22 protein-coding genes are annotated in these 19,181 nt (G+C 33.3%); 2 read left to right on the top strand and 20 right to left on the bottom strand.

Annotation, left to right across the window (positions count from 1 at the left end; translation table 11 throughout):
- Positions 1-10: 10 nt before the first annotated feature.
- The 7 genes from THEXY_RS02205 to THEXY_RS02175 form a co-directional block, all read right to left on the bottom strand.
- On the bottom strand, positions 11-994 hold the full coding sequence (locus tag THEXY_RS02205) for a LolA family protein (RefSeq protein WP_013787224.1): 984 nt from the start codon (positions 992-994) through the stop codon (positions 11-13).
- Between the two features lie 13 nt (positions 995-1,007).
- On the bottom strand, positions 1,008-2,534 hold the full coding sequence (locus THEXY_RS02200; protein WP_013787223.1) for a bifunctional ADP-dependent NAD(P)H-hydrate dehydratase/NAD(P)H-hydrate epimerase: 1,527 nt from the start codon (positions 2,532-2,534) through the stop codon (positions 1,008-1,010).
- Positions 2,535-2,611: 77 nt separating this feature from the next.
- The gene (locus THEXY_RS02195) at positions 2,612-2,974 is read right to left on the bottom strand and encodes a DUF6514 family protein (protein WP_013787222.1); all 363 of its coding nucleotides are present in this window, start codon (positions 2,972-2,974) and stop codon (positions 2,612-2,614) included.
- A 295-nt stretch (positions 2,975-3,269) separates the two neighbouring features.
- Complete coding sequence (locus tag THEXY_RS02190; RefSeq protein ID WP_013787221.1) at positions 3,270-4,520, bottom strand: ATP-binding protein; 1,251 nt, start codon at positions 4,518-4,520, stop codon at positions 3,270-3,272.
- Positions 4,521-4,540: 20 nt separating this feature from the next.
- A complete protein-coding gene (locus THEXY_RS02185; RefSeq protein WP_013787220.1) occupies positions 4,541-4,927 on the bottom strand; it encodes a secondary thiamine-phosphate synthase enzyme YjbQ in 387 nt (128 codons plus the stop codon).
- Positions 4,928-4,990: 63 nt separating this feature from the next.
- On the bottom strand, positions 4,991-7,213 hold the full coding sequence (locus THEXY_RS02180) for a HelD family protein (RefSeq protein ID WP_013787219.1): 2,223 nt from the start codon (positions 7,211-7,213) through the stop codon (positions 4,991-4,993).
- 133 nt (positions 7,214-7,346) lie between these two features.
- A complete protein-coding gene (locus THEXY_RS02175; RefSeq protein ID WP_041592056.1) occupies positions 7,347-7,637 on the bottom strand; it encodes a DUF1294 domain-containing protein in 291 nt (96 codons plus the stop codon).
- A 153-nt stretch (positions 7,638-7,790) separates the two neighbouring features.
- Here THEXY_RS02175 and THEXY_RS02170 point away from each other — a divergent pair, with 153 nt between their 5' ends.
- Positions 7,791-8,543, top strand: coding sequence for a DUF438 domain-containing protein (locus THEXY_RS02170; RefSeq protein WP_013787217.1), 753 nt, complete (start codon positions 7,791-7,793; stop codon positions 8,541-8,543).
- A gap of 36 nt (positions 8,544-8,579) precedes the next feature.
- Here THEXY_RS02170 and THEXY_RS02165 read toward each other — a convergent pair whose 3' ends face one another.
- Positions 8,580-8,975, bottom strand: coding sequence for a bacteriohemerythrin (locus tag THEXY_RS02165; RefSeq protein WP_013787216.1), 396 nt, complete (start codon positions 8,973-8,975; stop codon positions 8,580-8,582).
- 141 nt (positions 8,976-9,116) lie between these two features.
- Between THEXY_RS02165 and THEXY_RS02160 the strand changes: the two genes are divergently transcribed.
- The gene (locus THEXY_RS02160) at positions 9,117-9,920 is read left to right on the top strand and encodes a Cof-type HAD-IIB family hydrolase (protein WP_013787215.1); all 804 of its coding nucleotides are present in this window, start codon (positions 9,117-9,119) and stop codon (positions 9,918-9,920) included.
- A gap of 23 nt (positions 9,921-9,943) precedes the next feature.
- On the opposite strand, the gene THEXY_RS02155 is transcribed toward THEXY_RS02160, so the two are convergent.
- The 12 genes from THEXY_RS02155 to THEXY_RS12935 form a co-directional block, all read right to left on the bottom strand.
- On the bottom strand, positions 9,944-11,185 hold the full coding sequence (locus THEXY_RS02155; protein WP_041592176.1) for a serine hydrolase: 1,242 nt from the start codon (positions 11,183-11,185) through the stop codon (positions 9,944-9,946).
- A 218-nt stretch (positions 11,186-11,403) separates the two neighbouring features.
- Complete coding sequence (locus THEXY_RS02150; protein ID WP_013787213.1) at positions 11,404-11,925, bottom strand: GNAT family N-acetyltransferase; 522 nt, start codon at positions 11,923-11,925, stop codon at positions 11,404-11,406.
- 19 nt (positions 11,926-11,944) lie between these two features.
- Positions 11,945-12,496, bottom strand: coding sequence for a GNAT family N-acetyltransferase (locus tag THEXY_RS02145; RefSeq protein ID WP_013787212.1), 552 nt, complete (start codon positions 12,494-12,496; stop codon positions 11,945-11,947).
- A gap of 21 nt (positions 12,497-12,517) precedes the next feature.
- Positions 12,518-13,009 (bottom strand): GNAT family N-acetyltransferase, encoded by a 492-nt coding sequence (locus THEXY_RS02140; RefSeq protein ID WP_041592055.1) that lies wholly within the window; start codon positions 13,007-13,009, stop codon positions 12,518-12,520.
- 225 nt (positions 13,010-13,234) lie between these two features.
- Positions 13,235-14,347, bottom strand: a complete 1,113-nt coding sequence (locus THEXY_RS02135) for a GNAT family N-acetyltransferase (RefSeq protein ID WP_013787210.1) — start codon at positions 14,345-14,347, stop codon at positions 13,235-13,237.
- A 247-nt stretch (positions 14,348-14,594) separates the two neighbouring features.
- A complete protein-coding gene (locus THEXY_RS02130; protein WP_230197622.1) occupies positions 14,595-14,930 on the bottom strand; it encodes an NUDIX domain-containing protein in 336 nt (111 codons plus the stop codon).
- A gap of 138 nt (positions 14,931-15,068) precedes the next feature.
- Positions 15,069-15,533: a pyridoxamine 5'-phosphate oxidase family protein gene (locus THEXY_RS02125; protein WP_013787208.1), complete on the bottom strand. Its 465-nt coding sequence runs from the start codon at positions 15,531-15,533 to the stop codon at positions 15,069-15,071.
- Positions 15,534-15,641: 108 nt separating this feature from the next.
- A complete protein-coding gene (locus THEXY_RS02120) occupies positions 15,642-17,204 on the bottom strand; it encodes a transposase (RefSeq protein WP_013787207.1) in 1,563 nt (520 codons plus the stop codon).
- A gap of 224 nt (positions 17,205-17,428) precedes the next feature.
- Positions 17,429-17,854, bottom strand: coding sequence for a hypothetical protein (locus THEXY_RS02115; RefSeq protein ID WP_013787206.1), 426 nt, complete (start codon positions 17,852-17,854; stop codon positions 17,429-17,431).
- Positions 17,854-18,054, bottom strand: coding sequence for a helix-turn-helix transcriptional regulator (locus THEXY_RS02110; RefSeq protein WP_013787205.1), 201 nt, complete (start codon positions 18,052-18,054; stop codon positions 17,854-17,856). Before THEXY_RS02110 ends, THEXY_RS02115 begins: the two co-directional genes overlap by 1 nt.
- A gap of 403 nt (positions 18,055-18,457) precedes the next feature.
- A complete protein-coding gene (locus tag THEXY_RS13000; RefSeq protein ID WP_230197621.1) occupies positions 18,458-18,733 on the bottom strand; it encodes a GNAT family N-acetyltransferase in 276 nt (91 codons plus the stop codon).
- A 219-nt stretch (positions 18,734-18,952) separates the two neighbouring features.
- Positions 18,953-19,114, bottom strand: a complete 162-nt coding sequence (locus tag THEXY_RS12935; RefSeq protein ID WP_349265816.1) for a GNAT family N-acetyltransferase — start codon at positions 19,112-19,114, stop codon at positions 18,953-18,955.
- Between the last annotated feature and the right edge of the window lie 67 nt (positions 19,115-19,181).

Genomic DNA, 19,181 nt, shown 5'->3' with positions numbered 1-19,181 from the left:
TACCTCCAAATCACATTAAAGAATTTAAAATCATCAGTGCTTCGTCAGAACTGACTTTTTCATTAATCATCAAATCAACAATGAGACCATTTCTATCTAAAATATATCTATTCCCTTTTTTATAATAAATAGTATTTCCAATGCGCTCTTTATCAAAGCCTTTCCCATCAAAAGCGCTAACACTTTCAACAATTTTTATTATATCATTACCGTTTAAATATGTTAAATTAATTGAATTATTATTTGACATATCTATGCTTATATTTTCAAGAGCATAACCTTTAGGCATGTATTCAGGAAATACTGGATTTATACCTGAGTATTTATATACATCTTTTATATCTACAGACATATTAATATCAGTACGGAAGTATCTGCTGAATGTAGAAATATCTTTTTGAGTAAAAAGACCATCATCTAACTCTGGATTATACACGAAATTTGCGTATTTCATCTCAGCAAAAACCTTCCCATTTATGTCGAAAATCTTCATAGATACCGGTTTATAATCTTTTTTTGAAAATTCAGCCGATTCATTGTACATAAAAGTGTTTCCGTTTAAAATCGGAACATCAATTTGATAAAATTCACCGTCTTCGCTTTCTTTTATCTCTCCGGCTTTTTTAAAATTGTCTATAAATGATGAAAAAAGGGAATATGCAGGTATATTTTGGCTATCATCCTCTATAAATGTCTGATTTATTTTCGAAAAATATATGTAACTTCTATTACCGTCGTACACGATAACTTTATCAGGTTTATTGGACTCATCGTATATCTCCATGCGGTACTTTCCATCCTTATAAAACTGTTTCATAGTGTATCTCTTGACATTTTTATTATTATTAAGCTGAACCTCAACATCTGAAGTATAGCCTTTTAAACTTTGAATTGCTTTTTTTACATTTGAAGGCACATCTAAGCGAGACTTCTTTATGCATCCTGACAAAAAAATAGTCAATATAAGCAATAGCACAAACAAAAGTCTCCTCAATCACATCACCTCTTTACATTTTCATTGCATATGGAATATATTCAAGTATGTTTGTCGCAGTAAGTCCGTATTCTCCATACTTTTCTGAAGCCATATCACCTGCTTTTCCATGGTAGTAAACTCCGTAAATGGCCGCTTTTACTCCTTTTAATCTCTGAACCAAAAATGACGATATCATGCCTGTCAAGACATCTCCAGAGCCTGCCGTAGCCATACCCGGATTCCCTGTACAATTAATATATATGCCTTCAGTATCGTTTCCTATTACTGTTCTTGAACCTTTAAGCACAAGTGTCACTTTATACTTTGAAATGAACTTTTCAACAGTTTCGTATATATTATTATTTATATCATCAACAGAAACACCTGATAATCTCGACATCTCACCCATATGTGGTGTCAAAATGACATCTTTGCCGATTATCATATCCACTGAATCAGATATTGCATTCAACGCATCCGCATCAAGAACTAATGGTTTTTCAAGCCTTAATATGACTTCCTTGACAAACTCTTTTACATCGCCGCTACATGTAAGCCCAGGTCCTATTGCCACAGCATCTACAGTATTCGCCAATTCTAATATTTCACCAACTGAGCCTAAATAAAATGCCCCATCTTTGTCATTCAATCCATACGTTATGATTTCCTTCAAACTGCTTTGCATAATTCCCTGTATAGCCTTTGGCACAGCTAATTTAACTATGCCACATCCTGTCTTTATTGCGCTCATAGCGCACAAAGCTGCTGCACCAGTCATGTCTTTTGAACCAGCTACAATCAAAAGCTTGCCATAATCTCCTTTATGGGTATTCCTCATCCTTTTCGGCAATGCAACATCGTCCTGCGAAATCATATTGTATCTGCACTTAATATTATCCACTAAATTATTCGGTATGCCTATGTCTGCCACAACCACTTTCCCAGCGTAGTCTACACCCGGATATACAGCAATCCCCTTTTTCAGAAATTGCATCGTTATCGTGGCATTTGCTTTTATAGCACAACCCTCTACATGCCCATTGTCACCATTTATTCCTGATGGTATATCGACAGATATGACGTATTTGCCAGATCCATTCACAATATCTATGATGTCTCTACTTATACCAGACACTTCTCTATCGAGACCTGTTCCATATAGCGCATCTATGACTAAATCAGATTCTTTGATGCTCTTTTCAAGAAATTTTAGTTGCTCTTTTTGAAGAATTTCCGCTACGTAAATCCCCATATTGATTATTATGTCGAGGTTTTTCTTTGCATCACCAGAAATCAATCCTATACTTGATACTACAAAGACCTTCACATCAAAACCTCTGTTGAAAAGGTATCTTGCAGCAACAAAACCATCTCCGCCATTATTTCCTTTACCGCACAAAATCACCACATTATTTCTCTTACAACTAAACAGGTATTCTGAAGCATGTTCTGCCACAACGCGGCCGGCATTTTCCATAAGGCACACAGATGGTATCCCAAGAGAATTTATGGCTATAGATTCTATTTCTCTCATTTCTCCATTTGATACGATCTTCATAAACATCATCTCCATTATCGTTCTATTAATGTTATTATAAACTTAAAACTGCAATAAAAAAAGAAGGCTTTAAGCCCTCATATTGCAATTTTGCATTCCTTTGCATATTCATCGTAATCATCTATGTATTGATAATATAAATCATCCATTATGTCTGACAAATGCAGCGGTGATAAGTCATCGATGCAAAATCTCTTTGCCATATCTTCCACTTTGTCTTTGTATGGACTTACATGAACTATTACATCACCAAGCTCTTCCTTTACTATACCCTTCTCGGTTATTTGCTCCGCAATTTCGATTCCGTACGACGGCACATCAACATTTTCGCCGCCATTAAATACTTTTACCTCTGATTTTACTACAGCGTATTTTCTCACTATCGTCTTGTCACCATAGTTTATTGTCGATACGTACTCGCTTACTCTTTTGTAATACATAATTTTACCCCCTTAATTCGTTCTAAGCTTTGAATTTTTATCAAAAATTTACTATTAAAGTAAAAATTCTATTATAATATTCTATTTATCCCTCAAAAATCCTTCTTTTTTTTGGAATATTTTTTATCGACAGAAAATGATATAATATTTCATCCGTAAACATTTAACACCACATAAATAGCCAATTACACGCCTTTAAAGTTATAAAACCAAGCATTTTATACTGAATAAAGGCAAATTATGTCGAAAATTTTTTTTTGCAAAAATAAAAAAATAAAGGGATTTTGAAATCCCATCAGCAAGTTCTTAAATGATCGATAAATTGTCTGGCAGTTCTTGGTGACATGCCATTATGCCAAGAACTCCATCTCATCGATTCTCTTATCAATGTATCTCTGTCTAAATCAATATGGTACTTTTGAGCTAAAAACTCAACTATCTTTAAATATTCTTCTTTGCCAGGCGATTGGAAAGTAACAGTTATTCCGAACCTATCTGCCAATGAAAGTTTTTCTTGCTTTGTATCTAATGAATGAATTTCACTTTGTACGTTATCAGTTAAATACTCTTTTATCATGTGCCTTCTATTTGAAGTAGCATATATTAAAACATTGGTAGGAAGCTTCTCTATACCGCCTTCAAGTGTCGATTTTAGAATTTTATATTCAGTCTCATTTTCTTCAAACGATAAATCATCCAAAAACAGAATAAACCTAAGTCCTCTTTTGCTTATGACACTTATAATTTTGTTTAAATCCAAAAGATCTTGGCGATTTACCTCAATAAGCCTAAGACCTCTTTTATAGTACATATTCAATACAGCCTTTACAGTTGAGGATTTGCCAGTTCCTCTATCTCCATAAAGCAAAATGTTTGAGGCTGGCAAACCCCTCAAAAACCTATCTGTGTTATCTATGACAATTCTGTGCTCATTTTCATATCCTACCAAATCTTCAAACTCAACAGGATCGGGATTTTCTACACCAACAATCTTTCCATCAAGCCATCTAAAGGCTCTATACACTCCATATATGCCACAACCATTTTCCCCATAGTATTTTACTATATCATCAGCATTATCACAGTCTAACAAATATTGTTTATCACCTTCAGATAATGTGATAAGATGTTCCCACGAAATTGCATTAAATTTCAAACACTCTCTAAGACAATCCGCAAAATCCACTTCAGAAAGTTTTTTTAAGTATTCAAGCTCTCTTTTTGCAGCCATCTTCAATGTTTCATCAATTAAACCTTGTTCAAATTTCTCAGCTAACATGCTAAATATATTTTCATCGACTCTCGCTAATTCATCTATTTTCGATTCCCAAATCTCGGAATACACATTATTTTCCACAGCATAATTCGATAAATCCGAAAATAAATCGCTGTACAGCTCATAGACTTTGCCTTCATCTATTTTTTCACTGACGAGTAAATTTAAAATTTTTATAGCTTTGTCTACTGTAGCATCTTTCATTACCTTTTTGTATATAATGATATTTTTTAAACCATCTACCAATTCAGCTAAATGCTCTTTGGTCACAACAATTATCCCCCTTATCCTTACACTATTTTAACGTACACCTTTCTATGCCTTGGACCATCAAATTCACAGAAGTATAAACCTTGCCATGTGCCTAACTGTATATCCCCATTTTCTATCATCAAATTAATGCTTGTCCCTACCAAGACAGATTTTATGTGGGCATCTGAATTTCCTTCTATGTGCTTGAATCTTATTTGAGGAATGATTTCATTAAGACCTCTCAATATATCCTCTTTTACATCGGGATCAGCGTTTTCGTTTATCGTCACACCTGCCGTAGTGTGTGGCACATGGATGAAACAAATGCCATCTTTTATGCCACTTACTTTTACAATTTTTCTCACTTCATCAGTTATATCAATAATAGCCTCTCTTGAGGGCGTATCGATTTTAATAGCTTCCATAGAACCACCTACTTTCTTCATTATTTTATAAAATTATAGCAAATTTACTTGTGAAAATAAAATTCATCCTATAAACTTACAGAAATCCCCCAAAGAATATATTATAAGCCTATGCAGCGCTCGCGTACATGCAATGTACAAAAGATTTCTGTCGTATTCGGTTTTGTAATTTTCATTCGATGCATTAAAGACAAACGCAACGTCGAATTCTAAACCTTTAGCCTCATAAGGCGTAAGTATGTTTATGCCTTCTATCACTTCGTCGTCTTTTGAGTTTAAAAGTTTCACATTGATAAAATTCTTCATTGTGCCGTAGACTTTATTCGCTTCATCTTTTGTCTTTGCAATGACACCAATCGTCTTATATCCATCTGCAAAAAGTTCTGAAGCGTTATTTGCTATATTTATGCATATTTCTTCAAAACTGCCTCTACTCACTAATTGCGGTTTGTCACCATGCCTTTCAAATGGCTTTATCTTTGGAGGATGTTTAAGCAGTCCAATAGAAAATTCATTTATCTCATAAGTAGATCTGTAACTATTTTCTACGAAAAACTTCTTTATTTTCCTTCCGGCAAAAACTTCATCAATAAGATCGTAAAAAGCCTCATTTATTCCTCTGTCAAGTGTTTGGTTCACATCTCCCAATACAGTGAATTTAGCATCATAAAACATCAATTTAAATATCTCATAAAAAATATGTGAATAGTCTTGTGCTTCATCTATCACAACGTGTTTTATTTTTTTGTAAGCCGTAAATCCCTCCACTTTGTACTTCAAATATAATAACGGCCCGATATCTTCGTAATATACTTTTCCATCATCTATGTTTTTACAAGTCAATTCAGCTATCTTAAAAAAATTTTCAGATAAATCTATGTTTAGTCCGTATGAAAGCCTTTTAAACAAATCTTTATCAGAAAACAGCAATCTATAAATATATAAGAAATTTACATCTGTAAAACTATTTAATTGATTTTTAATCCTCCTCATTTCTTTTATGGACAAAAGGCGGCTGTATGCCTTTATTTCAAATTCATGTCCTTTGCGATCTTCAACAAACCTTTCAATTTTAGAAAGCCTTCCTTTTCTAAGATAATGGATCTTATCAAATATCTTCATCTCTAATCTTTCAAGTCTTTTTTTCATTGGTCTTTTCATCTTGTCATTTAAAAATTCATTCTTTAAATCATACCTGCTGTACACTACTTTGCCATCGTAATACACATCTTTAAACTCTATCACATTCCTCTCATAATATGATAAAAGTCTGTCTAAAACCACAATAAATTCTGAAGAATTTTTAAGTCTTGCAGAATCCAACATGACTTTGTCTTCACACGATGAAAGCCTTTCTACATAATCGGACCTTTCCTCAACATGTACTACATCTCCTATGGCATTTTTTACAAAGTCCTCAAAGATAATTTCATTTACATTTTCTTCACCTAACTCTGGCAGCACATTTTTTATGTACTGACTAAAAATTTTATTAGGAGAAATTATGAGTATATCATCCTTCTTTAAATTTTTATCTCTTTCAAAATAAAGCAAATACGCTATCCTGTGCAGTGCTATGGACGTTTTCCCGCTTCCTGCAACACCTTGAACTACTAAAGCATCGCCATCTACATCTCTTATTATCTTGTCTTGCTCTTTTTGAATAGTCTCAACAATTGTCCTCATCTTTGCCGTAGAATTACGTCCTAAGGCTTCTTTTAAAATCTCATCGTCTATTACTACATTGCAGTCAAAGTAATATTTTAGCTTTTGATTCTCAATCTTGTACTGCCTCTTTAGCACTACGTTTCCTTCTATAATTCCGTCAGGAGCTTTATAAAAAGCTCTGCCTTTTTCAAACCTGTAAAACACACTTGATATGGGCGCTCTCCAATCGTATACGATAATATCGAATGTATTTGGATCTCTTAAAGTCTTAAGCCCTATATATATTTTTTCTAATGAATCTGAACCGTTTTCTATAAAATCAAATCTGCCGAAGTAAGGAGAACTAACCATTTTATTCAATGATTTAAGGTTTTTCAAAATCTCATTATAGTACACAATATGGTTTTTAAGCTCATTGATATATGGATTCACCTCTACTAATCTATCAAAATTGTCAGGTGTACTCGGTGCATAATTTAAAACTTCTTCTCTAAGCTTTCTTATATCTGATTTCTCTACCATAATCATCTGTTTCAATCTGTATATTTCATCTTCGATAAAATCGATAGTCCTATTAAGGTACATCAACTCCAATTGATAATCATTGGTTTGCTCCATTTTACCACTCCCTTTTAAGACTTCGATTAGTAATGTTGATATATTTTCTGTGGATATTGTGGATAAGTTTGTTAATAACTGAAATTCAATTGTTGTCAATGTGAATTACATGTTAGCATATAAAATATCTTTCTTAAAAATGATTGATGTTTAAAATCTTGTACAAAAAGTATATAGACATTGCGTTTGTAAATACCGCCAAAGGTACTAAAACCTTGAAGCTTATGTGCTTTGTCTTATGGTGGAATATATACATACCACAAAAAACGCCAATACCTCCCAACAAAAATGACAAAAGAAAAAGAGTTCTTTCTTTAATCCTCCACTTTCCATGAGTGGCTTTGTACTTGTCTACACCCATAGTGGCAAACGTAATGATATTCCACACAAAGATAATTAACCAAAATACCTTCACAATATTCATCCGCCTTTTCTAAGTTTAATTTTATTTTAAAACAAAACTACAAAAAAATAAAATGAATAAAAATTTTATTCCAATCAAAATACTGTGATTTAAATCACAGTATTTTGATGTAGTTTCTTGTATACTGGAAATAGAAAAAGGAGGATGTATATCATGGAAAATAGAGTTGATAAACTAGCTGACGTACTTAGAAGGCTTAATAATAGCGAAGATCCTGAGACGGTAAAAGGCGAAGCAAAGGAATTGATAGAAGACCTTACTGCCGAAGAATTATCTTTAGCAGAACAAAAATTAGTTGATGAAGGAATGAAAGCAGAGGAACTAAGAGGGCTTTGTTCGGTCCACATGGAGATGCTGGAAGGACAGTTAAACGGCTTGAAAGAATCATTATCCGACGATCACGTACTGCAAACACTTATATTGGAACACGATGAAATACTAAAGCTACTTGACAAATTAGAGCTTTTAAACATAAAGATACAGAAAATGTCGTCACCACAGGAAGACAGAGCCTTGTTATCAGATTTAAAAGAAACTGCAGAAGGCATTTTAAGCGCCGAAAAGCACCACAAAAGAGAAGAAGACGTATTGTTCCCTGAACTGGAAAAACTGGGTATAACAGGTCCAACAAGGATAATGCGTCTTGAGCATGACGAGATACGATTGAGAAAAAGAAGTTTGGTAGAGCTTGCAAATAACGTCGACTACATCGATTTTGCAGATTTTAAAGACAGAGCGAAAGAACTATCAAGCTACATCGTATTCAACATGAGAGATCATATCTTTAAAGAAAATTACATCCTATATCCAACGGCCTATGAGGCAATTGAAGATGATAAACTATGGGCTGACATGAAAAATAGATGCGATGAAATAGGATACTGCCCATTTACACCGTTAAAGTAATTTACAAGGTGGCACCACACAGTGCCACCTTGTTTTTTATTGCTTTTCTGCATATAACCTATCGTCTTTCAATATGTGCTTCTCAATCCAATCCACCAAAAAGTTTAAAATGTCTTTTATGTATTCATCTTGATTTTGATCTATCTTATCTAAATCTATGTTGTTAATCTTCTCTTTAAAGTCATCGTGCAGCACTTTATGTGAAAGCAACTTTTTAAAGCCTATGCTTTTCATGTAGTCTTCTTCATAGTCAAAATGGTAAATCGTATAGTCCTTCAACTCTTTTATTATTTCTACGATATGATCGTATTTATCAATGGCAAATTCATTCTTCAATAAATCGTACGCTTCGTTTGCAATATCAAAAAGTCTCTTATGCTGCTTGTCTATCTCGTCAATGCCAAGCCTAAAATCTTCTTTCCAAGTTATCATTATATCTCCTCCCCATAATTTTTTTATAATTTTAACATATATACGATTTGCGAACAATATCTCATAAAAAATTTTTCACTGGTCTTAAAATCGAAAAAATTGTATAATAGATACGGTGTAAATATTATTTGGGGTGATCATATGAAATACAAAATGGTTGTAGCAGACGCAGATGGGACTTTATTAGACGATAAAAAAAAGATCTCTGAAGCCACGAAAAATAGTGTAAAAAAGTTTCGCAATATGGGAGGCATTTTCACATTAGCAACAGGTAGAGGCATCATATCAGCAACACCATACATAAAAGAACTTGATATTGATGTACCTGTTATACTTTTTAACGGATGTGTAATATACGATCATATAAATAAAAAAATACTGCATGAAAATTATCTCTCTGATGATTTGTACAAGCTTATAGCGAAAAAATGGCAAGAAGGAAAATACAATGTAGACATTCTTGTATACAGTATAGACGGTATATACATAAATAAGATATCCGATTTCATCAAATCATACATGGAAACAGAACACGTAAAATGTGATTTAATCGAAGATCTCAGCAAACTTGATAAAATTATAAAGGTACTTTTCAGAGGAAATAGGGACACATCTTTAGAGCTTGTAGACGAAATAAGGCAATCATCAAACGAGCCTTTTACGTGCGTACAGTCAGATGAATATTTTATAGAAATTCTCCCTTATGGCATTACAAAAGGATCCGCACTCATAAAATTATGTGATATTCTCAACGTAGACATTAATCAGGTTGTAGCAATAGGCGATCAAGACAATGACAAAGAAATGATAATCAAAGCAGGATTTGGCGTCGCCATGGGAAACGCTGATGACGCCATAAAAAGAAACGCCAACTATGTAGCAAAATCCAATTTAGAAGATGGTGTCAGCGATGTAATAGAAAAAATCATACGCGATGAGTTTTAAAAAAGCCGGTAATCCCGGCTTTTTTAATGACTGCCCTGGAAGTCGTATACCATCTTTGATATTTCCCTTATTACAGTATACGCATCCGAATTATCAGATCCATCTACATTGTTGCCCATGATGGTCAAAATATACGGTTTTTGCGTATAAAAAACAATAGCTGTATCATTTACTACATTTGATAGATTTCCAATTTTATGAGCAACGGTTATATTGCTTGGCAAAGGATATGAGATCCTATCGTTATAAATAGTATTTTCAAGATAACTTAGAAGCTCTCCTGCCGTACTGCTGTGCGCATTTGCATAATTTAATATATCCTCCATGTAGATGCTTAAATCCCTTGGGGATGTGACATTATCTGAATATGGTATGACATAAGCACCTAAACTTTCTATAAAATTCAAATAATTGTCATATCCTACGACTCTCATCAACATATTTGATGCTATATTGTCGCTTTCTTCTATAGATTTTTTTGAAAGCTCCCTAATTGTATAATAAGTTCCAACAGGATCGTATTGTATAGAGCCAGAGCCGCCTTCATAATCCTGCGACGTATACTGGACTTCCATATTTGGATCTAATTTCCCTTCAGTTATAAGCGTATACACGTAAAAATTTAGAGGAACTTTATAGGTACTGGCAGCAATAAAAGAATCATAACCATTTATATCAAATGTCTCGCCAGAGTTTAAATCTATGAAATATACCCCGTAATTTCCTGTATGCTGGCTAAGCAGTGTCTCAATATTGTCTTTAAGTTCCTGATAATTAGAAGCATTGTCAAGCTGTTGCGGTACTGTTACCGGCGGATGTGGTATAAGCAGCTTTTCGCCAACATATAAAGATGCGTTGTCACTCAATCCGTTTTCATCCAGAATATCTTGAATGGATGTTCCATATTTCTTCGCTATAAAATAGATATTGTCATTTGGTTGTACATAATAGACGACTGGATTTTCCCACGAAGCATTTTGAATAGCATTGTAAGTATTAGGTCCTACAATCCCGTCTGCAACCAAGTTTTCTGCTTTTTGAAAAGCCAACACTCCATTTAATGTGTTGTTGCCAAAAACACCATCAATAGCACCCGTGCTAAATCCAATGCTATTTAATATGCTTTGTAGCTCCGATACATCAGTACCGTAAGTCCCTGTGTATAAAAGCCTTGAACCAAACTGAAATTGTGGAAGTCCGCTATCACCGTATGATATGACAGGCACGAAAACTACAGCTAACATTAATAGATATAAAAATAACATTTTAATCTTGCGCAAACCGCATTCCCCCTTTCCGGTATATTATATAATATATATTTTTATATGTCATTAGTATATACAAACCGCGATTTCCATAATATATCACACAATTCCAAAACGGAAAGCTTTATAGCTTGAAAATCAAAAAACCTCAGAAGTATATTTCAAATACTCATCTGAGACCTCTTTTAATTTATCTATACAATTTAAAAACTAAAAACTTACGTAAAGAAGTCATAAAATCTTTTTGCAAGATCTACCAATGCTTTATCATGTACTCTGTATACAGTCCACTCGTCCATAGGCACAGCACCTATTTGCCTATAAAATTTAATAGACGGCTCATTCCAGTCAAGACAGCTCCATTCAAGCCTGCCACAGTTTCTTTCCAAGGCTAATTTAGCCAAAAACGCCAACATTATTTTTCCAAATCCTTTGCCTCTCATCTCAGGCTTTATATACAAGTCCTCAAGATAAATACCAGGTCGCCCTAAAAATGTAGAAAAATTGTGAAAAAACAATGCAAATCCTACAGGTTCTCCATCGTATTCCCCTATGATAACTTCTGCCACTTTACGTTCAAATAGAGATTCTCTTAATAATTCCTCTGTCGCCACAACTTCTGACAAAAGTTTTTCATATTCCGCCAGCTCCCTTATAAAGTTTAATATAAGTGTCACATCATTTTCTACTGCAAATCTTATTTTGAATCTATCACCTTTTCTGTCTGCCAAATCTTTCATTATTTTGTGCACCTCCTAATCATACTTTGTCGTTTAATAAAACCATGTGTATATGGTCTTCCCATTTACCATTAATTTTCAGATACTTATATGCTATTCCTTCATCGTAAAATCCCAATTTTTCAACTACTTTTAATGATGGTTTATTCTTTGGCATGATATTCGCTTCAATTCTGTGCAACTTAAAATCGTCAAAAATTATATTAATTCCTCTTTTAACCGCTTCAGTAGTATACCCATTTTTGATTTCATCTTTGTCTAATTTGTACCCCAAATGACATGATAAGAATGCGCCTTTTACGATGTTGTTAAAACATATTATGCCGATTATTTTGCTGTCAACATTCTTTTTAAATATCCACAGTCTAAGCAAATCTTTATTTTCGATGCCTGTCAATTCCTTCGTCAGATTTTCCTGCTGATACTCCTTTGTGTAAAACATCTCATCTCTTAAAGGTTCCCACTCTTGTAAAAAAGTCCTATTTCTCAAATAGTAATCTAATACTAATTCCGCATAAGCCTTATCCAGTACTCTTAACACCAATCTTTCCGTTTCATAGACCTTTTCCATATATAGCTTCTCCGTTCTTCTTTATGATTTTTTACTTAAATCCATTTCAAACTCAATCTCATGTTTGATTGATATGCCAAAATCACCTAATATTGGTATCGACGGCTTTAATTTTCTCGCAACATCAACAGCATTGTGATGTATTTTAATCATATCAAATCCGCGTTTTTGATAAAAACGAATTGCGTTGATATTGTCATTTGTAGTAATCAATTTTATTTTTGTACATTTTTTATTGATTGCCTCTTCAATGATCTTATTTAAAAGAGTAGTCCCAATGCCCTGATTTTCCTTCAAACTGTCTAAAGACATGATTTCACATTCACTATCCTTAATCCTATATGTCACTAACCCAATAATTTCATCATTTTCATACGCAATAAAGCCTTCTAATTTTGTCATATCGACTATTTCACCGCGAACGACCATTTCAGTTGAAGACCAGCGAGATTTTATAAAATCATTTATGCGTTGGCGATCATCAATCGATATTGGTTTAATGTGCATATTCATTACATCCTTTCTGTGCTCTGTCAACCATTTTGTATATTTATTTCAATTAATCATCCATAAAATTTAATCTACACTTCTATAGTTATTCCATCATAAGCATATACAATATCTTTGTATTCTCTTATAATTCCAAATAATCGCCATATGACTTTTTTTGGGTATTGCATTTAATATTGCAATTTAAGATCAAAAATGTCTTTTTTGAAATTCATGAAACACCCAATCCTAATTTAATTTTATCCAATGTACCCTCCTATCCTTTCTAAATCCTGCTTTTAATGCCAGGTTCATAGACTTTACATTATCTTCTTCAATATGTACAAATGGCAGTTGGCCAAGTTCCAGAAGCCTCTTTATCATTGCAACAGTTACATCCATGCCATATCCTTTCCTTCTGTAATTTTCCAATACATTCAAAAAACCTATAGCTCCATCATCATGTGTTATCGCCCATGCCACTAATTTTTCATCTTCGATGCCAAGACCAATGCCATTTTTTATCCTATCTTCAATATATTCAACTGATATATACTCTTTATACTTGGAATTCTCGAATATATATGGAGCATCTGCAATTGATAAGTCAACAACATGTGATTTTACGGTCGGCAGTGGTACATTAGAATCATAGACTAGTTTCATACTGGTCAGTCGTGACTTTATTTTCCTATTTTTCGCAATATGTGGGAGCATCCAGTCCTCAATGGCTGCAAAACATTTGTCATCTCCATCCAATACGTAAATAAGTTTGAAGAACTCATCATAGGATTTACTGCTAATATAAACCCAATCTTCATCGCTTCTTCCTCTAACAAGTACTGAATCTCCAACTGTTTCAAAGGTATAAATAGGATAATTTCTAATAAAGTTGATGATATTAATATTTCTTGTTTTGTCTTTTTCAAGCAGTTTTAATATCTTGCCACTTAAAAAATCTAATACCTTCCTTAAAAGAATAGGCTGTATATCCGCATAAGTAAGATAATCTGGCATCATTTTAAAAAAGCTTACTTCGCATATCTCACTATGTGGCAAAGGTCCCATTTCATCTACTTTTGCATAAAACAATCTCCCAAATGTAGTTATCCCATCTATGGTAACAGAGTAATCACATACGGGCTCAATCTCGTAATTTAATGCCCCTGTTTCCTCAAACAACTCCCTCGAAGCAGTTACATTAATATCTTCATTCTTTTCTCTGTGACCGCCAGGAACTTGCCACGTATTTCTGTCCTCATGCCTTACAAATATCCATTTTCCTTTATAAGTAGCAAATATAACAGCAAAATTAAGCTGAGTATTGCTTACTTCACATATCTTGTAAAACTTTATCTCCATATTTATACCCCAATCTCATTTTACTTTTCTTGAACTTTTTATATACTCCCTTAAATAAAATTAATCCCTATATTTCCTACTTTTAACTCGTATTTCGTGAGTCAATTTTTAGGAAATTTTTTCGCGTAAATTTAATTATGGCAATTAGTTTGAATTGATTTCTTCATCTATAGCAGCATATTTAAAACTATTATCACTAAATAAAAATTTTATCTTTACTTAAACACTTTTGTTAAAAGAATATTTCTTATATCAGTGTGAGCGTTTCATATCTTGGATTATTGAGTTCTTCTTTTGTAATCCAAGCTAACTCGGAATGTTCATCATTCAATTTGAGTGAAGAAATATCATCGTTTTTAGGTTTAACAAGATATGTAAACACAACCCTGTATATATCTTCATCTCCACTTTTACTTTTTAGATTCCTAACTGATAGCTCCTCCAACAATTCTATATCCAAATTAATTTCCTCTTTTGCCTCTCGATACAGGCCTTGAGTGGGAATTTCGTCATATTTTACTTTCCCGGCAGGAACATTCCAAACATTCGGAGCAACCCTACAATGTCCTGCACGTTTTGTCAATAGAACCTTTCCCTCATGCAACAAAATAATTTCAACGGAAATTCGATAATTAGGATACACAATAACCCCCGCCCACGTATAATTATTTTTAAAGAAAATAAATTTGGCTAAACAGTGTATCTCTCATTTAATCAACCGTTACTTCCCTGCCTTTCCCGTCAAATGGTCGATATTAATTTTAATGACTTTTGCCTTAATGTCACTCTTTCGTATGTATTCCATCCCTTTCTCCATAAACTCGCCAGAGTATTTTTGAATTAGCGCAACCAATGCATCCTCCTTTTCCTTATCATATACTTCCACCGCACGTCCAAACACTATTACACTCTCATACCTATAACTAAACTTATCAGGTATTGGTTCAGTATTGCCAACCACACAAAAAGAAACTTTATTGTTATAAACAATATTGTCCAGCTTGCTTCCTTCAGCAGCACAATGAAAATAAATGTTTCCTTCATGGTATATGTAGTTTAGAGGAACTCCATAGGCATATCCATTTTCACCTACTGTAGATAACACTCCATATTGTCCTTTTCTTAACAGTTCAATAGCCTGTTCGTCATCAATAGATCTATCTTTTCTTCTCATTTCTTTAAACATTTTCTGCTTTCCCCCATAATTAAATAGTATTCTTTTACCATTATACACTAAACTTTATTATAAAAAATCTAAATAAAAAAATGATTTGAGTGTCATAAGAAGCATTTTTTAAGCTACTAATGATAACTTTGCTCGATTTTTACCTGATTTTGTAAGAATAAATCTGACTTTGATATTTTTGTAAAAAACCGCAGCCATCTCTGCTGCCATTTTTAGTGCTTTTTTTGCATTTATGGCTCCTATTTTGAATGAAAACCAGATTTTTGAGCGCACTAATCCCCTTACAGGTATCACATCTACATGATATTTACGCCTTAGTATTGATGGTATACCCTCTACTCCATTTCTTATCTTTTGAAGTACACTATATTTTTCTGTTGACATCTTTTTTAAGTAGCTTGCTCTTTGTATTGTTTTTGCTGTTATCAATACATACGCTGATTTCTTTTGTAGCTTCGCTCCACATTTTTCTCTTAGTGGACAATGTTCACATGTTTTTTTATTGAAGGATGCTCTATATAATCCACTTTTTTCATAGTATCTTGTTTTATATGGTTTTTCTCCTCTTGGACATTTGACTACTTCATGCGTTACTTCATTTAATTCAAATTCACTTTGTATTTCTTCTGGTAATTTCCCTATAAGGGCTGTTGTTATTAGTTCGATATTATTTTTATCTGCTAGTTCTATGTTTTCAATGCTGCTGTAAGCTCCATCTGCTATTATTGTTATTTCTTTTTCTTGTTTCCCAAGCTTTTCTATCGTTTCTTTGCAAAAGATGCTATCGCTGTGTGTGTTTACATCATAGTCATAGCCGGTTATTATGGAGCCTTTTTCGTCTATTGTTTCTACTATGTTAGCTACATAGCCTTTATGGTCTTTTCCTGCTTTTTTGCGATATGTTGCATCTGGATCGCTTGGGTTTTGGAGACTATCTGGGCTTATTTTTTCTTTTTCTACTGGCACTATTTTGCCTTCTTCTGTTATTTCTGTTTGTTCTTTTAGTACACGCTGTAATAGCTGATATTCTGGTAATTCAGCGTATGCTTCTCCTAATTCTTTTGTTAGTGTATAGGCATCTTCAATTATTTCTTGAAGTCTTTTTGTTATTTCTTCGTTTTTTCTATGATAGATTGTTTTGTTTCTATCGTCTTCGTCTAGGTAATGTTCCATGTTTTTGAGATGATCATATTCTCCTGTTTTGTATACTGCCTTGACCATGTTTGCTACGCATGTGTATAGTATCTCTAATCTGGACATTTTTTTGCAACTGGATGATACCATAATGCTGTCCATTCTTTTTACTGATGGATTTATATCAAAGTATTTTACAAATACGTTTGCCATGGCTTCCATTTCTTCATGAAGAAGATCTCTTCCTGTTTCCAGATTGTAAAGATATAGCCTTTCACGGAAACGGCTAAAAGTCCTATCACTGAAAGGTTGACTTTTGAAGCTTGTAGTGTGAAGGGCGTATTGAAAACGGACATCACATAGGATGCTTGCTAATAGTTCATCATCTGTAAGATTAAACATTTCTTTTAGTATTAGGGCTCCAATTATTGCGTTTACAGGACTGTTTGGACGGGAAGCGGGATTGTCACTGTACAATACGGAAAAGCGTTTTTCATTGATTGCTGGAAATATGATTTCAGCAAAGCCTTTTGCCATGAGTTTAAAACAAACTTTCTTGTCCTTTCATCCAAGTTTAAGAATCTGTCATCCATTGTGATTTGTTGATATTCGTTTGGTTTGAATGCCATGGCTATGTATCGCTCCTTCTATTTCTTTTTGTTTATATTTCTATTTTACCATATTTTCAGTTTATCATGGATGAAAAAATACTTTTGACACCTTAATCAAAAATTAAAGAGAATGAAATTATAGCTCATTTTTTACATTCTCTTTGAAAAATAATTTGAAAAGAATATAACCAATGCAAATTCTATTAAAAGTAGTGAAGCAACCATGAATAAAATCTTTTTATCGGCATTCATAAATCCTAATGCCATAACCAAAACTAAAATCACATAATTCATAATTTTGCTTGTCATATAACCAACCTTTTCTCTGATTCTTGTATTACGTTCATCATTTACCTCTATCTCTATTAATTGTTTTATTCTTTTATCTTCCACTGCTGATACCATAAAAGAGCCCAACAAATTGCCAATCCCTAATACAGATATTGCAGTGCCAAAACCAATACACAAGCTGGAAACCATTTTTAATTCTTTTGATGTGAATACAAAACCTCCCAAAAGCAATAATAACAGCCCTACTACCAACATAAATATAAATAACAATCTTCTATTAGTCATTATTCTTCCTCCTCATAAATAAAAATATCTTCAATCCGCATATCAAAATATCGAGCTATCTTAAATGCCAATATGATTGATGGATTATATCGCCCATTCTCAAGAGAACTTATCGTTTGTCTTGATACTTTTAACGCATCAGCAAGTTCTTCCTGCCTAATACCACGCTGCTTTCGTATTTCTTCCAGCCTGTTTTTCAAAAATTATCACTCCCTTTTATGGAAGGTTTACTTTACATTTCTATTTTATCGATTCATTTGTCAAATGTCAAGTTAACTTTACATACTTAAATAAAAAATAACTTCTTCATGTTTTATTCACATGTATAAACAAAAAAGTAATTCCATCGTTTTTCTCACGACTTCCCTATTCCATAAAAACTTATTGACGGAAACAATATTCCCAACTAAAACGCATCACAAATTTTAACTTAATCATCAAAGCTTTTTGCCAAATCAGTCAAAGCTTTGTCATTTATTCTATACACAGTCCACTTATCTATTGAAACTGCCCCTAGATACTTATAAAATTTAATAGATGGTTCATTCCAATCAAGGCAACTCCATTCAAGTCTGCCACAATTTCTTTCTGCAGCTAACTTTGCTAAAATGATAGCATTATTTTACCAAGTCCTTTACCTCTCATCTCAGGCTTTATATACAGATCTTCTAAGTATATCCCCGGCCGCCTTAAAAAAGTGGAAAAATTATAAAAGAATAATGCAAATCCTACAGGTTTATCCTCATACTCACCGATAATAACTTCTGCGGCTTTACGGTCAAACAATGATTCTTTCAATAATTTCTCCGTCGCCACAACCTCATGCAACATATTTTCATATTCAGCCAACTCTTTGATAAAGCTTAAGACTAATGCCACATCTTTTTTCCGCAAATCTTAATTTAAACTTTTCAATCTTTGTATCGATTAATTCACTCATGCTTTAGCCCCTCCTACAACATAGTATTGTCAAAAGTTTTGTCACTAAATTCGACTCATACCCTTGATTTTTATTTAACAGATGTCGTTTTTTGCTTCGACTTTCCTGCTCCGTTGAAGGACTTGCTTTTTCATTGCAGGAGTTTTTGACGATATCATCTAGATTTTCATGCTTAATATTTCTCCAGGCAATCCATCCATTTCGCATATCATATGTGTGGTAAATCCATTCTTAATTAATATTTTCCTGGAAGCAATGTTATTGGGGTCTATAATCGCTATAATTTTATTTATTTGCTTACTTTCCTTTGCTTTATCAATTAATAACTCAAACTTCGCACTTATAAAAGTAGCTCTGTACCTTGATAATTCAATATTATTTGGCTAT

It is taken from the genome of Thermoanaerobacterium xylanolyticum LX-11 (genome assembly GCF_000189775.2).
Classification (GTDB): domain Bacteria; phylum Bacillota; class Thermoanaerobacteria; order Thermoanaerobacterales; family Thermoanaerobacteraceae; genus Thermoanaerobacterium; species Thermoanaerobacterium thermosulfurigenes.
Note: the sequence above shows the minus strand (reverse complement) of the source record. Positions and strands in the feature narration are given on the sequence as shown.

Coding starts and splice junctions, on each gene's coding strand:
- THEXY_RS02200 (WP_013787223.1), bottom strand. CDS start 2,534: ATGAAGATCGTATCAAATGGAGAAATGAGAGAAATAGAATCTATAGCC.
- THEXY_RS02195 (WP_013787222.1), bottom strand. CDS start 2,974: ATGTATTACAAAAGAGTAAGCGAGTACGTATCGACAATAAACTATGGT.
- THEXY_RS02185 (WP_013787220.1), bottom strand. CDS start 4,927: ATGGAAGCTATTAAAATCGATACGCCCTCAAGAGAGGCTATTATTGAT.
- THEXY_RS02180 (WP_013787219.1), bottom strand. CDS start 7,213: ATGGAGCAAACCAATGATTATCAATTGGAGTTGATGTACCTTAATAGG.
- THEXY_RS02175 (WP_041592056.1), bottom strand. CDS start 7,637: ATGAATATTGTGAAGGTATTTTGGTTAATTATCTTTGTGTGGAATATC.
- THEXY_RS02170 (WP_013787217.1), top strand. CDS start 7,791: ATGGAAAATAGAGTTGATAAACTAGCTGACGTACTTAGAAGGCTTAAT.
- THEXY_RS02165 (WP_013787216.1), bottom strand. CDS start 8,975: ATGATAACTTGGAAAGAAGATTTTAGGCTTGGCATTGACGAGATAGAC.
- THEXY_RS02160 (WP_013787215.1), top strand. CDS start 9,117: ATGAAATACAAAATGGTTGTAGCAGACGCAGATGGGACTTTATTAGAC.
- THEXY_RS02155 (WP_041592176.1), bottom strand. CDS start 11,185: ATGTTATTTTTATATCTATTAATGTTAGCTGTAGTTTTCGTGCCTGTC.
- THEXY_RS02150 (WP_013787213.1), bottom strand. CDS start 11,925: ATGAAAGATTTGGCAGACAGAAAAGGTGATAGATTCAAAATAAGATTT.
- THEXY_RS02145 (WP_013787212.1), bottom strand. CDS start 12,496: ATGGAAAAGGTCTATGAAACGGAAAGATTGGTGTTAAGAGTACTGGAT.
- THEXY_RS02140 (WP_041592055.1), bottom strand. CDS start 13,009: ATGAATATGCACATTAAACCAATATCGATTGATGATCGCCAACGCATA.
- THEXY_RS02135 (WP_013787210.1), bottom strand. CDS start 14,347: ATGGAGATAAAGTTTTACAAGATATGTGAAGTAAGCAATACTCAGCTT.
- THEXY_RS02125 (WP_013787208.1), bottom strand. CDS start 15,533: ATGTTTAAAGAAATGAGAAGAAAAGATAGATCTATTGATGACGAACAG.
- THEXY_RS02120 (WP_013787207.1), bottom strand. CDS start 17,204: ATGGCAAAAGGCTTTGCTGAAATCATATTTCCAGCAATCAATGAAAAA.
- THEXY_RS02115 (WP_013787206.1), bottom strand. CDS start 17,854: ATGACTAATAGAAGATTGTTATTTATATTTATGTTGGTAGTAGGGCTG.